Annotated in this window: 14 protein-coding genes; 8 read left to right on the forward strand and 6 right to left on the reverse strand. The window is 66.5% G+C overall.

Annotated elements, in window-relative coordinates; translation table 11 throughout:
- Positions 1–44: 44 nt before the first annotated feature.
- From IC535_RS05425 to ykgO, 6 genes are all read right to left on the reverse strand, one after another.
- On the reverse strand, positions 45–1277 hold the full coding sequence (locus IC535_RS05425; RefSeq protein ID WP_429000328.1) for a TraB/GumN family protein: 1233 nt from the start codon (positions 1275–1277) through the stop codon (positions 45–47).
- The gene (locus tag IC535_RS05430) at positions 1270–1800 is read right to left on the reverse strand and encodes a GNAT family N-acetyltransferase (RefSeq protein WP_228885178.1); all 531 of its coding nucleotides are present in this window, start codon (positions 1798–1800) and stop codon (positions 1270–1272) included. The genes IC535_RS05425 and IC535_RS05430 overlap by 8 nt, the downstream gene beginning before the upstream one ends.
- A gap of 20 nt (positions 1801–1820) precedes the next feature.
- Positions 1821–2708 (reverse strand): carbon-nitrogen hydrolase, encoded by an 888-nt coding sequence (locus tag IC535_RS05435; protein ID WP_228885177.1) that lies wholly within the window; start codon positions 2706–2708, stop codon positions 1821–1823.
- A gap of 216 nt (positions 2709–2924) precedes the next feature.
- Entirely contained in the window at positions 2925–3962 is a 1038-nt protein-coding gene (locus IC535_RS05440; RefSeq protein WP_228885175.1) for an agmatine deiminase family protein, read from the reverse strand.
- 44 nt (positions 3963–4006) lie between these two features.
- Entirely contained in the window at positions 4007–4333 is a 327-nt protein-coding gene (locus tag IC535_RS05445) for a hypothetical protein (protein WP_228885174.1), read from the reverse strand.
- 130 nt (positions 4334–4463) lie between these two features.
- The gene (ykgO, locus tag IC535_RS05450) at positions 4464–4589 is read right to left on the reverse strand and encodes a type B 50S ribosomal protein L36 (protein ID WP_057628212.1); all 126 of its coding nucleotides are present in this window, start codon (positions 4587–4589) and stop codon (positions 4464–4466) included.
- Between the two features lie 194 nt (positions 4590–4783).
- Here ykgO and cmk point away from each other — a divergent pair, with 194 nt between their 5' ends.
- From cmk to galU, 8 genes are all read left to right on the forward strand, one after another.
- On the forward strand, positions 4784–5464 hold the full coding sequence (cmk, locus tag IC535_RS05455) for a (d)CMP kinase (protein WP_228885172.1): 681 nt from the start codon (positions 4784–4786) through the stop codon (positions 5462–5464).
- Between the two features lie 173 nt (positions 5465–5637).
- Positions 5638–7344 carry a 30S ribosomal protein S1 gene (gene rpsA, locus IC535_RS05460; RefSeq protein ID WP_324250471.1) on the forward strand — a complete coding sequence of 569 codons (1707 nt, stop codon included), beginning with the start codon at positions 5638–5640 and terminating at the stop codon, positions 7342–7344.
- A gap of 87 nt (positions 7345–7431) precedes the next feature.
- Entirely contained in the window at positions 7432–7737 is a 306-nt protein-coding gene (locus tag IC535_RS05465) for an integration host factor subunit beta (RefSeq protein ID WP_017355596.1), read from the forward strand.
- A 122-nt stretch (positions 7738–7859) separates the two neighbouring features.
- Positions 7860–8150: a hypothetical protein gene (locus IC535_RS05470; protein ID WP_228885170.1), complete on the forward strand. Its 291-nt coding sequence runs from the start codon at positions 7860–7862 to the stop codon at positions 8148–8150.
- A 6-nt stretch (positions 8151–8156) separates the two neighbouring features.
- Positions 8157–9335: a lipopolysaccharide assembly protein LapB gene (gene lapB / locus IC535_RS05475; protein ID WP_228885169.1), complete on the forward strand. Its 1179-nt coding sequence runs from the start codon at positions 8157–8159 to the stop codon at positions 9333–9335.
- A gap of 3 nt (positions 9336–9338) precedes the next feature.
- Complete coding sequence (locus IC535_RS05480) at positions 9339–10325, forward strand: MraY family glycosyltransferase (protein WP_228885168.1); 987 nt, start codon at positions 9339–9341, stop codon at positions 10323–10325.
- A gap of 4 nt (positions 10326–10329) precedes the next feature.
- Positions 10330–12237, forward strand: coding sequence for a polysaccharide biosynthesis protein (locus IC535_RS05485; RefSeq protein ID WP_228885167.1), 1908 nt, complete (start codon positions 10330–10332; stop codon positions 12235–12237).
- The gene (gene galU, locus IC535_RS05490) at positions 12234–13115 is read left to right on the forward strand and encodes a UTP--glucose-1-phosphate uridylyltransferase GalU (protein ID WP_228885166.1); all 882 of its coding nucleotides are present in this window, start codon (positions 12234–12236) and stop codon (positions 13113–13115) included. Before IC535_RS05485 ends, galU begins: the two co-directional genes overlap by 4 nt.
- Positions 13116–13150: the final 35 nt, after the last annotated feature.

The following is a 13150-nucleotide window of genomic DNA, read 5'->3' on the forward strand; positions in this document are numbered from 1 at the left end:
GTCGGCTTTGTCTTTTGCGGCGGTGGGCCGGTACCGGCCCGGGTTTACCCCGCCACCTTGCCCCATACCTGGAACCCGGTCAGCCACAGGCCCAGCATGCTGCCCAGGTTGGTCAGCATGAAGGTCAGCACCACCCGGGTGACGCGGTTGCGGTACCAGCCCTTGACGCTCTGCGCATCGTCGCGCAGCTTGAGGAAATCCTCGTAGGCCGGCTTGCGCAGGCGCGTCTCGACCAGGGCGGCGAAGGCGCCGGTCGGGATGCTCAGGCGGAACGGCTTGAACGGGGCCACCACGATCGCCGTCAGGATGCTCAGCGGGTGGCTGCCGGCCAGCAGGCAGCCCAGGCCGGCCAGGCCGCCGGTATACATCGCCCAGGTCAGCAGCAGCTCGCCGCCCACGCCCAGCCCGCCACGGTAGAAACCCACCGCGATCCCGGCCAGCACCACCGCCAGGATGGTCAGGGTGATCCACGGAATATTGCGCTTCTTCGGCACGTCTTCCAGCGACTGGCGCAGCGGGCCGGGCGCCTCGGTATCGGTTTCCAGGTACTTTGCCAGCCCGGCCAGATGGCCGGCGCCGACCACCGCCAGCACCTCGCGCTGGGCCGGGTCGTGTACCTCGCGCAGGCGGGTGGCCATGTAGCGGTCGCGCTCGCCGATGATGGTTTCGTACAGCGCCGGGCTCTCGCTGGCGAACTCGCCGAAGCTGGCTTCGAGCATGTCGCCCTGCTTGAGCTTCTCGATCTCGTCTTCGCCCACGTCCTCGGAGGCGAACAGGCCGGCGCCCAGGCCCATCACCAGCTTGATCCGGCCGAAGAAGCCCAGCCGCTGCGAGGCGCGCTTGAAGGTCAGCCCGACTTCGCGGTCGATCAGGTGGACCGGCAGGTTGTGTTCGTTGGCCAGGGTCACCGCACGCTTGAGCTCGGCGCCCGGCTCGATGCCGAGCTGTTCGGCCAGGCGGCGCTGGTAGGCGGCCAGGGCCAGGTTGGCGGCGAACAGCGCGACGCGGCCCTTGCGGATCACCTCGACCAGGTCGAGCTTGGCCAGCGCATCGGGGTTGGTCAGCGCCTGCAGCCGCTGCGGATCCAGTTCGACTGCGACCGCGTCGAAGCGCCCGCTGCCGATCGCCCGCTCCACCGCTTCCACGCTGGCCTGGGAGACGTGCGCGGTGCCCAGCAGGGTATAGCGCACGCCATCGCGCTCGACCACGCGCACCGGCTGGCCGGCGAACAGGGTGTCGCCGGGTTCAATCTGGGTATCTGTCATTGCTTCATTCATTCGAAGGGGCGCTGTCGGCACCATCGCCGAGCGCGCGCTGCATCTGGACGGTATCCAGCCAGCGGCCGTGCTTGCGGCCGAGGCCGCGGAAAACGCCGACGGTATGGAAACCGAAGCGTTCGTGCAGTTTGATCGAGGCGGTGTTGGTCGGTTCGCCGATCACCGCCACCATCTGCCGGTAACCGCGCGCCACGCAGGCGTCGATCAGGCCCTGCATCAGCGCGGTGCCGACGCCGCGGCCCTGGAAGGCCGCGTCCACGTAGACCGAGTTTTCCACCGTCCACTGGTAGGCGATGCGCCCGCGGTAGGTGTTGGCATAGGCATACCCGGCCACCTGGCCATCGACCTCGGCCACCAGGTACGGAAAACCGCGGCCGACGATGTCGTGCATGCGCCGCTGCATTTCGGCCAGGTCGGGCACGTCGTACTCGTAGGTGTTGACCAGGTCGGTGACCTCCACCGCATAGATGGCGGTGATGGCGGCGAGGTCGGCATCGGTGGCGTCGCGCAGCAGCACGGTCACGGGGCAGGGGTCCTGTGCGATCAGTCGATGTAGCGCTTGAGCAGGTCGCCGTACGCATCGATGCGGCGGTCGCGCAGGAACGGCCAGATCCGGCGCACGTGTTCGCTGCGCTGCAGGTCGACCTCGCACAGCAGCACGGTCGGTTCGGCGCCGGCTTCGGCGATGAACTCGCCCTGCGGCCCGAGTACGTGGCTGTTGCCCCAGAACTGGATGCCCGAGGCGCCCAGCGGCGAGGCTTCATGGCCGACCCGGTTGCAGCTCAGCACCGGTACGCCGTTGGCCACGGCATGGCCGCGGTGGCTGAGCACCCAGGCATCGCGCTGGCGGCCTTGTTCGTCGGCCTGGTCGTCCGGGTCCCAGCCGATCGCGGTGGGGTAGAGCAGCAGTTCGGCGCCGGCCAGCGCCATCAGGCGCGCCGCTTCGGGGTACCACTGGTCCCAGCAGACCAGCACGCCGAGGCGGCCGACCGAGGTGTCGATCGGGGTGAAGCCCAGGTCGCCGGGGGTGAAGTAGAACTTCTCGTAGAAGCCCGGGTCGTCGGGGATGTGCATCTTGCGGTACTTGCCCAGCAAGGTGCCGTCCTTTTCAAGGACTACCGCGGTGTTGTGGTACAGGCCGGCGGCGCGGCGCTCGAACAGCGAGCCGACGATGACCACGCCGTGCTTTTTGGCCAGCGCGCCCAGGCGTTCGGTACTGGGGCCGGGGATCGGTTCGGCCAGGTCGAATTCGTCCACCGATTCGTGCTGGCAGAAGTACGCGCCGTTGTGCAGTTCCTGCAGCAGGACCAGCTTGGCACCCTGGGCGGCCGCTTCCGCCACGCGCGTTTCGATCACGGCCAGGTTGGCCGCGGCGTCGCCGTGGTTGCGTTCCTGGATCAGGGCGACGGAAAGGGTGTGGCGTGGGCTCATCCGAGTGCGGTCCTGCGGGGGAAAAACCCAGTTTATCGCGGATGGGTGTGCACGGCGTGCTGCCGGGTAAATGGCATAGTGCCGGCCGCTGGCCGGCAGCCTCATGAACGTTGCCGGCATCGCCTGGTTGCCGGCCAGCGGCCGGCACTACCGATCCACCCGCGCGGAAGGTATGAAGAGCTTGGGCCACGACCGTTGGTCGTGGCCCAAGCCGAGTCAGGCCAGCAACCCTTCCGGCAACTGCATGGTGATGCAGTGCAGGCTGCCGTTCTGCCAGATCAGCGAACGGCACGGTACCTGGACGATCTCGCGGCCCGGGTAGGCCTGGGCCAGCACGTCGCGCGCGGCGTCATCGGCGGCATCGCCATAGGCCGGCATCAGCACCGCGCCGTTGAGGATCAGGTAGTTCGCGTACGACGCGGCCAGGCGGCGGCCCTGGTCGATCACCGGCTGCGCCCACGGCAGCGGGAACAGCCGGTACGGCTGGCCCCCGGCGGTGCGCAGGGCGGCCAGCTCGTTGCCCATCGCCTGCAGTTCGGCGTAGTGCGAATCGCCAGCGTCGTCGCAGGCCTGGTAGACGATGCTGTCCACCGAGGCGAAGCGGGCCAGGGTATCGATGTGGGCGTCGGTGTCGTCGCCCTCCAGGTAGCCGTGGTCCAGCCACAGCACGCGGTCCTGCGCCAGCCAGTTGGCCAGGTCGGCGCTGAGCGAGGCACGGTCGCGCTCGGGATGGCGCTCGTGCAGGCACTGCCAGGTGGTCAGCAGGGTGCCGGCGCCGTCGGTTTCGATGCCGCCGCCTTCCAGGGCGAACGGAATGCTCTGCACGTCGGCGCTGGCGGCGAACGCGCCGGCCTGGTGCAGCACGCTCACCAGCTTGTCATCCAGGCTGGCGTCGAACTTGCCGCCCCAGCCGGTGAAGCGGAAGTCGAGCAGGCGGAAGCCGCCGTCGGCGCGCTTGAGCGTGATCGGGCCCGAATCGCGCAGCCAGGTGTCGTCGTAGGGCGCGGTGATGAAATGCACCCGGTCGGTGTCGATCCGGTTGGAGCGCAGGCGCGCATCGGCATAGGCCTCCAGGTCATCGTCGGCGACGATGATCAGCACCGGCTGGAAGCGGGTGATGGCCGCCACCAGGGCGATGTAGGTTTCCTCCACCTCGCCCAGGCGCTCGGCCCAGTCGGTGTCGGCGTTGGGCCAGGCGATCAGGATGGCGGACTGGGTTTCCCATTCGGCCGGAAAGCGGAGCGTGTCGTTCATGGTCTCGGTGCGGTGACCCGCCGAGCAGCCGGCGGAGTGGAAGTTCAGCGGATCGGCGGCTTGGGGCCGACTTCGTTGGCGTCGGCCCGGTTGGCCACCACGTCGATCACCTTCTGCTTTTCGAAGTAGACGGTGAACTGCGGGTAGACCCAGCGGTGGATGGTCGGCCATTGGCGCTTCTGCCCGCCGCGCGGTTCCAGGCGTTCGCCCGGGTCGCCGTACTGCGCCTGGACCTGCTGCATGCTCTGGCCGCGGACGGGCAGGGCGATGGCGGGCTTTTCCCGGCTGCGGTCGATCAGCAGGGTATCGGCGTGGACGCTGGATGCCGCCAGCAGGGCAAGCACGGGCAGGGTGGTCAGGTAACGCTTCATCTCGATCTACTCCCCAGTGGTCAAGAAATGCGATTACAACAAAAATGGCAGCAAAAAGCCGCCCGAAGGCGGCTTTTTGTTCATCGCCCGGTCCGTTGAGGAACCGGTGGCGGCCGCGAGGCCAGCCGGCTCAGCGCTGGCGAGCCTTGAAACGCGGGTTCGACTTGCAGATCACGAAGATCTTGCCGCGGCGACGGACGACCTTGCAGTCGCGGTGACGGGTCTTGGCCGACTTCAGGGAAGACAGGACTTTCATTGCATACCTCGGCGTAAACGTTGGATTCGGTTGGAGCGCGGCCGCGATATGCAGATGACAATCGGCAGGTGACGCCCGTTCAAGCCCGCCATTCTACCGGGCTTTTTCCCATCCTTTCAAGTGGTTGGCCCAAAAAAGTCTCAGGCCACCCCGGGCAGGGGCTAGAATGGGCGGTCACATCTATCGGGAAACCCATGAATCAGCTTCCATCCGTGCTCACCATCGACGGTCCTTCCGGGGCCGGCAAAGGCACTGTCAGCCGCATTGTCGCACGCCGGCTGGGCTGGCATTACCTGGATTCGGGCGCCCTGTACCGGGCGGTGGGCGTGGCCGCCAGCTGGGCCGATATCGATACCTCCGACGCCTCGGCGCTGGTCCGCTGCACCTTCGATACGCACGTGCGGTTCGTGGAATCGGCCGATGGCGGGCTGCGGGTGCTGGTCAACGAGACCGATGCCACCGACGAGCTGCGGCTGGAGACCACCGGCGCCCTGGCCTCGGCGATCGCGGCCATCCCGGAAGTCCGGGCGGCGCTGAAAGAGCGCCAACGCGCATTCAGGATGGAGCCGGGCCTGGTCGCGGACGGTCGGGACATGGGCACGGTGATCTTCCCGGACGCCCCGTTCAAGGTGTTCCTGACCGCCAGTGCCCAGGAGCGCGCCGAGCGCCGGCATAAGCAGTTGAAAGACAAGGGGGTTTCTGTTAACTTTGAAGACCTCCTGCGCGAGATCATGGCCCGCGACGCCCGTGATGCACAGCGCACAGTGGCGCCCCTGAAGCCGGCAGACGATGCCGTCATCATCGACACCAGTGGCATCGGCATCGACGCAGTCGTTGCCAGCGTGTTGGATCTGCTCCCGGTTTCGGGTGCCTGATCCGTTGTACAGGAGCACCGTCGATACAGTGGCGGTAGTCGCACCATCGCAAGGCAACAACAGCTCCGTCCCGCAATGATGCGTGGCGGTTTTCCTACTTAACACACGACCCGCGTTCCGGGGTCGACCAACAGGCGGGCAGTAAGCGGTTCCCTGCGGGGGCCATTGCCCATGTGTCCAACAGAGTAAATCTAATGACCGAATCATTTGCCGAACTGTTCGAAGCCAGCCAGGCCAATCTGGCCAAGCTGAAGCCGGGCTCCATCGTCGTCGGCACCGTCGTGGAAGTCCGCGGCGATGTGGTGGTGATCAACGCCGGCCTGAAGTCCGAAGGCATCGTGCCGATCGAACAGTTCCGTAACGACGCTGGCGAAATCGACGTGGCCGTGGGCGACCAGGTCAAGGTTGCCCTCGACTCGATCGAGAACGGCTTCGGTGAGACCGTCCTGTCGCGCGAGAAGGCCAAGCGCGCGATGGTGTGGGACGAGCTGGAAGAAGCGTTGGAAAAGAACGAAACCATCACCGGCCGCATCAGCGGCAAGGTCAAGGGTGGTTTCACCGTGGACATCAAGGATGTCCGCGCGTTCCTGCCCGGTTCGCTGGTGGATGTGCGCCCGGTGCGCGACCCGGCCTACCTGGAAGGCAAGGAGCTGGAATTCAAGCTCATCAAGCTGGACCGCAAGCGTAACAACGTCGTGGTGTCGCGTCGTGCCGTCGTCGAAAGCGAGCATTCGGAAGAGCGCGAGCAGCTGATGGACAAGCTGCAGGAAGGCGCGATCCTGAAGGGTGTCGTCAAGAACCTGACCGACTACGGCGCATTCGTGGACCTGGGCGGTATCGACGGCCTGCTGCACATCACCGACATGGCCTGGAAGCGCGTGCGCCATCCGTCCGAAGTCGTGAACGTCGGCGACGAGCTGGACGTGCGCGTGCTGAAGTTCGACCGCGAGCGCAACCGCGTTTCGCTGGGTCTGAAGCAGCTGGGCGAAGATCCGTGGGACAACATCGCCCGTCGTTACCCGGCCAACAGCCGCGTGTTCGGCAAGGTCTCCAACGTCACCGATTACGGCGCATTCGTCGAGATCGAGCCGGGCGTGGAAGGCCTGGTGCACGTGTCGGAAATGGATTGGACCAACAAGAACGTCAACCCGTCCAAGGTTGTGCAGGTCGGTGACGAAGTTGAAGTCATGGTCCTGGACGTGGACGAGGAGCGTCGCCGCATCTCGCTGGGCATGAAGCAGGTTGCCGCCAATCCGTGGGAAACCTTCGCTGCCATCCACAAGAAGGGCGACAAGGTGTCGGGCCAGATCAAGTCGATCACCGACTTCGGCATCTTCATCGGCCTGGACGGCGGTATCGATGGCCTGGTGCACCTGTCGGACATCAGCTGGAACACCACCGGCGAAGACGTGGTCCGCAACTTCAAGAAGGGCGACAACCTGGACGCCGTCGTCCTGGCCGTCGATCCGGAGCGCGAGCGCATCAGCCTGGGCGTCAAGCAGCTGGAGCAGGATCCGTTCGGCCAGTACATGGCTGCCAACCCGAAGGGTTCCAAGGTCGAAGGCGTGGTCAAGGAAGTGGACGCCAAGGGCGCAACCATCGAACTGGCTGACGGCATCGAAGGCTACGTGGCTGCTCGCGACGTCGCCAACGAGCGCGTGGACGACGCGACCCAGTTCCTGAAGGTCGGCGACAAGGTCGAAGCCAAGTTCGTGGGCATGGACCGCAAGGGCCGTACCCTGCAGCTGTCGATCAAGGCCAAGGACGATGCGGAAATGCGCGAAGTGCTGGAGGAATACCAGTCCTCTTCGGCGTCCAGCGGCACCACCCAGCTCGGCGCGCTGCTGCGTGCACAGCTGAACGGCAACAAGTCCGAGTAATCGGCCTGACGCTGTAGTCGTTTCCTGGGCGGCCCGGACATCAGTCCGGGCCGTTTCAGGGTCTGAGTTCCTCCCCAAGAGCCCGCAATGACCAAATCCGAGCTGATCGAAATCCTGGCGCGCCGACAGGCGCATTTGAAGTCGGACGATGTCGATCTGGCCGTGAAATCGTTGCTGGAAATGATGGGTGGGGCGCTGGCCGGCGGGGATCGCATCGAGATCCGCGGGTTCGGCAGTTTTTCGTTGCACTACCGGCCGCCGCGGCTGGGGCGCAACCCCAAGACCGGGGAATCGGTCGCATTGCCGGGCAAGCATGTCCCGCACTTCAAGCCGGGCAAGGAACTGCGCGAGCGCGTCAGCGCCGTGGTGCCGCTGGAAAGCGATCCTGCCTGAGCCTCCGCATCCGCATGGGCGGATGCATGGCGTGCCCGCCGGGCATGCTGGTAGAGCGGACTATTCGTCCGCTACTCTTTTATTCCGCTACTCTTAAAGCCTCCCGGAACTGGAGCTGCTGCATGAAAGTCGTACGTCTGCTCATCCTGTTGGCGGTTCTGGTCGCCGGGCTCATCATCGGTGCGCTCAACTCGGACAAGATGGTCCTGAGCCTGGGCTTCACCCAAATCACCACTACCACCGGCCTGGCGATCATTGTCGCGCTGTTGTCCGGTGCCATCATCGGCGGCGGCATCGTGCTGGCCAGCCTGGTGATTCCGTTGTACGCGAAGCTGCGCAGGGCGCAGAAGGCAACCCCGGCCGTGGTCGTGGCGCCGGCTTCCACTTCTTCTTCCCCTCTCGACGGACGCTGAGCACCGATGGAATTTGTCTCCGAGTGGTTCTGGTTCTTCCTGTTCCTTCCCCTGGCCGCGTTGTCGGGTTGGGTGATCGGGCGCCGCGGCGGGCAACGCCATGGCGACAACCAGGTCAGTCGCCTGTCCAGCACCTATTTCCGCGGCTTGAACTACCTGCTCAACGAGCAGCCGGACAAGGCGATCGAGCTGTTCCTGCACATCGCCGAGCTGGACAAGGAAACCTTCGAGACCCAGGTCGCGCTGGGCCATCTGTTCCGCCGCCGTGGCGAGGTGGACCGTGCGATCCGCCTGCACCAGGGCCTGGTCAACCGGGCCGACCTCACCGATGCCCAGCGCGTGCAGGCGCTGCTGGCGCTGGGTGAGGACTATATGAAGTCCGGCCTGCTGGACCGCGCCGAAACCGTGTTCACCGAGCTGGCCCAGATCGACCAGCGCGCCCCGCAGGCGCTCAAGCACCTGATCGGCATCTACCAGGCCGAACGCGACTGGGAAAAGGCGATCGACAACGCCAGCCGTTACGAGGAAGTCACCGGCGAGCCGATGGGCAAGCTGATCGGGCAGTTCGAGTGCGAGCTGGCCGAACGCTACCGCGGCGCCGGCAGGATCGACGAGGCCAGGGCCGCGATCGCGCGTGCCTACCAGGCCGACGCGATGTCGGTCCGCGCCGGCATCATCGAGGGCCGCCTGGAGGCCGACGCCGGCAACGCCGAGGCCGCGGTGCGCGCCTTCGAGCGCGCCGCGCGCAACGATCCCGAATACTTGCCCGAAGTACTGCAGGCGCTGATGCAGAACTACCGCAAGGTCGGCGACCTCGGCGGTGCGCGTGCCTTCCTGTCGGAGATGACCGAACACTACCGCGGCATCGCCCCGGTGCTGGCGCTGACCCAGCTGATGGAAGAGCAGGAAGGCGTGGCCCCGGCGCGCGCCTACCTGGGCCGCCAGCTCAAGGACCGCCCGTCGGTACGTGGCGAGTCGGCGCTGATCGACCTGACCCTGGCCGAGGGCGCCGATGCCACCGCGACCCTGCACGATCTCAAGCACATCACCGACCAGTTGCTGGTGCGCAACCCGGCCTACCGCTGCACCCGCTGCGGGTTCGGCGCGCGCACCCATCATTGGCAATGCCCGAGCTGCAAGGAGTGGGGCACCGTCAAGCCGCTGCTGAATTACGCGGTGCTCTAAGCCATGCCGGCTGCCTGGATGGCTGGATGGCTGGCGGTGCTGGCGATCTCGGCGCTGCTTACCTGGGGCGCGCGCCACTACGCGCTGCGCCGCAACCTGCTCGACCAGCCCGGCGCGCGCCGCAGCCACGGCGTGGCCACCCCGCGCGGTGGCGGCATCGCCATCGTGCTGACCCTGCTGCTGGCCGGCCTGGCTGCCGCGGTGCTGTGGCCGGGGGCGCGCATGGCGCTGCTGGTGTCCGGCCTGGGCCTGGTGCTGGTGGCCGGAATCGGCTGGTGGGACGACCATCGGCCGTTGCCGGCGGTGCGCCGGCTGCTGGTCCACGTGGTGGCCGCCGCCTTGCTGGCGGGCCTGGTCTGGCAGGCCAGCGGCAATCCCTGGCAGGCCCTGCTGGCGCTGTTGTTCACGACCTCGCTGATCAACATCTGGAACTTCATGGATGGCATCAATGGCATCGCCACCACCCAGGCAATCCTGGCCGGGGTTGCCTTCGCGCTGGTGATGCCGCCGCCGTTTGCCCTGGCCGGCATCGTGCTGGCCCTGGCCTGCCTGGGTTTCCTGCCGTTCAACTACCCGCGGGCGCGGATCTTCATGGGCGATGTCGGTAGCGGCGCGCTGGGCTATGCCATCGCCGCGCTGGTGTGCCTGGCCAGCGTGACTACCGATATCCATTGGCTGCTGCTGCTGGTGCCGCTGTCGGCCTTTCTTGTGGACGCCGGCTTCACACTGCTGTCGCGCATGCTGTCCGGGCAACGATGGATGGAGCCCCACACCCAACATCTGTACCAGCGCGCCGTCAAACGTGGCGCCGGCCACACTTTGGTCACCGCGCTCTATTTTGTTTTTGGTCTATTCAGTATTACAGTGTTTAATGCATGCAGCGATTTGCAGCCGAGGTGGGAGGCTGCCGTGGCCGTGTCGTGGTTGACCCTGACGACCGGTCTTTGGCTACTCCTGCGCAAGGGAATGCGCAACCAGAAGGATTGTTAGTTTTATGACGCCTTGGCAGGACCGTTTCACCAGTATGTTGCCCCGTGCCGCCATTGTGGCCCACGACCTGTTCATGGTCTGGGCGTGCTGGCAGCTGTTGCATGCCGGCCGCTATTCGATGCTGGCCGATGCCCCTTCGCTTCCGCTGTGGAACGTCGACACCTCGCTGGTGCTGGTGATCCAGGCGGTGGTGTTCTGGCGGGTGGGCCTGTACCGCGGCCTGTGGCGTTTCGCCAGCGTGGCCGACCTGCTCAACATCTTCAAGGCCAGCTTCATCGGCCTGCTCGCCATCGTGATGGTGCTGGCCTACAAGCGCTTCAACGGCGTGCCCATGTCGGTGCTGGTGATCTATCCGTTCGCGCTGTCGGCGCTGCTGGGCGCGCCGCGCCTGCTGTACCGCGCATGGAAGGACTACCAGTCGCTGCAGTCCGACGCCACCGCGCGGCGGGTACTGATCCTGGGCGCCGGCCAGGCCGGCGAGGCGCTGGTCCGCGACCTGCGCCGCTCGGGCGATTTCGAACCAGTCGGCCTGCTCGACGACGCCCCGCACCTGCAGGGCGCCAAGCTGCAGGGCCTGCCGATCCTGGGCACGCTGGACGATGCCCAGGCGGTGGTCCGCGAGACCGCCGCCAAGCTGCTGGTGATCGCCATCCCGTCGCTGGACGCGGTGGGCATGCAGCGGGTGGTGGCCATCTGCGAAAGCACCGGGGTGCCGTTCCGCATGGTGCCCAAGCTCAATGACGTGCTGCTGGGCCATTCGCTGCCCGGCGAGCTCAAGGAAGTGGCGATCGAGGACCTGCTCGGACGCAAGCCGATCCTGCCGGACTGGTCGCTGATCCGCGGCTGGCTGGGTGGGCGCACGGTGCTGGTCACCGGTGCCGGCGGCTCGATCGGCTCGGAGCTGTGCCGCCAGTGCGCGCGCCACGGCGCCGGCCGGATCATCCTGCTGGAAATGAGCGAACTGCTGCTGCTGACCATCGAGGCCGAGCTCACCCGCAGCTTCCCGGACCTGGACGTGCAGGCGGTGCTGGGCGACTGCGGCGACCCGGCGGTGATCCGCCACGCACTGGCGCTGTCCAGCGTCGATGCGGTGTTCCATGCCGCCGCCTACAAACAGGTGCCGGTGCTGGAGCGCCAGCTGCGCGAAGCGGTGCGCAACAACATCCTGTCCACCGAAACGGTGGCCCGGGCCTGCGTGGAAGCGCGGATCGAGCATTTCGTGTTCATCTCCACCGACAAGGCGGTCGACCCGGTCAATGCGCTGGGCGCCAGCAAGCGCTACGCCGAGATGATCTGCCAGAGCCTGGACCAGAAGACCAGCCATACCCGTTTTGTGACCGTGCGCTTCGGCAACGTGCTGGCCTCGGCCGGCAGCGTGGTGCCGGTGTTCCGCGAGCAGATCCTCAAGGGCGGCCCGGTCACGGTGACCGACCCGGAAGTGACCCGTTACTTCATGACCATCCCCGAGGCCTGCCAGCTGATCCTGCAGGCGGCCGCCTCGGCCTCGCACGGGGCGATCTACACCCTGGACATGGGCGAGCCGGTGCCGATCCGGGTCCTGGCCGAGCAGATGATCCGCCTGGCCGGCAAGCAGCCGTACAAGGACATCGCGATCATCTACACCGGCCTGCGCCCGGGCGAGAAGCTGCACGAGACCCTGTTCTATTCGGACGAGGACTACCGGCCGACCGCGCACCCCAAGATCCTCGAGGCCGGCGTGCGTACCTTCGCCCGCGAGCAGGTACTGGGCAACGTGCCGCGCCTGCGCGAAGCGATCGCCACCTACGACACCGACGCGATCAACAGCATCCTGTTCGCGACCATGCCGGAGTTTTCGCCGTTGCAACAGGACGATCACGTCGCATCGGCTAAAGTGCTTCCCTTTCCGGCACGAGAGGCCAACAGGCTGTGACGAACAAGCGTATCCGCAAGGCGGTTTTCCCGGTGGCGGGGCTGGGCACCCGGTTCCTTCCCGCGACCAAGACGGTACCCAAGGAAATGCTGCCGATCATCGACCGGCCGCTGATCCAGTACGCCGTTGACGAAGCGATCGAAGCCGGCTGCGACACCCTGATCTTCATCACCAACCGCTACAAGCACGCGGTGGCCGATTATTTCGACAAGGCCTACGAGCTGGAACAGAAGCTCGAGCGCGCCGGCAAGCTGGAGCAGCTGGAGCTGGTGCGGCATGTGCTGCCCAATGGCGTGCGCGCGATCTTCGTCACCCAGGCCGAGGCGCTGGGGCTGGGCCACGCGGTGCTGTGCGCCAAGGCGATCGTCGGCGACGAACCGTTCGCGGTGCTGCTGCCGGACGATCTGATCTGGAACCGCGGCGACGGTGCGCTCAAGCAGATGGCCGATGCCAACCAGGCCAGCGGCGCCAGCATCATCGCGGTGGAAGACGTGCCGCACGACAAGACCGGCAACTACGGCATCGTGGCCACCGACGCGTTCGACGGCCGCCAGGGCCGGATCAGCGCGATCGTGGAGAAGCCCAAGCCGGAGGACGCGCCGAGCGACCTGGCGGTGGTGGGGCGTTACGTGTTGAGCCCGAAAATCTTCGAACTGCTCGAAGCCACCGGCACTGGTGCCGGCGGTGAGATCCAGCTGACCGATGCGATCGCCGAACTGCTGCACAGCGAGCGCGTGGACGCGTTCCGCTTCGAGGGCCGGCGTTTCGATTGTGGTACCCACCTGGGCCTGGTCGAAGCCACCATCCGCTTCGCGCTGGAAAACGAAAAGCTGGCCGTCCCGGCCCGCGAAATGCTGCGCAAGGCCCTGGCCGAGTAGGTCCGACCCACGGTCGGACGCTCTCGCGTTCCGGC

This window comes from Stenotrophomonas rhizophila (genome assembly GCF_020857975.1).
In the GTDB taxonomy this organism is placed as follows: domain Bacteria; phylum Pseudomonadota; class Gammaproteobacteria; order Xanthomonadales; family Xanthomonadaceae; genus Stenotrophomonas; species Stenotrophomonas rhizophila_C.